1 protein-coding gene is annotated in these 366 nt (G+C 48.6%); it reads right to left on the reverse strand.

All coding sequences use genetic code 11. The features are described 5' to 3' along the window. Positions 1-366, reverse strand: a 366-nt coding sequence (locus tag C1I60_RS25905) for a biotin/lipoyl-containing protein (RefSeq protein WP_353505575.1), incomplete at both ends; no start/stop codon positions are given.

Here is a 366-nt window from a genome sequence, read left to right on the forward strand (position 1 = left end):
CTCCGCCTTGTGCAGCATCCTGTTCTTGTTTAGCGGCAGCCGGTGCTTCTTCTTGTTCAGGAAGCTCACCCTCTGCAGCAATTACTGCCACAACTTGACCTACGTTAAAGATGTCTCCGTCTTTGGCAAATACTTCTTGAACCGTACCATTGACTGGACATGGAACTTCAACTACAGCCTTGTCGTTTTGTACTTCCATGATGATATCTTCATCCGTTACTTTGTCGCCGGGCTTGATGTGCATCTTGATGATTTCGCCCTCGTGAAGACCTTCGCCCAGCTCTGGGAATTTATATTCAAATCTAGCTGTACCTGCAGCTCCGCCTTGTGCAGCAACACTTGGCTCAGAGCTAGCAACTGGTGCTT

The sequence above is a fragment of the Paenibacillus terrae genome, assembly GCF_005217525.1.
In the GTDB taxonomy this organism is placed as follows: Bacteria; Bacillota; Bacilli; order Paenibacillales; family Paenibacillaceae; genus Paenibacillus; species Paenibacillus terrae_C.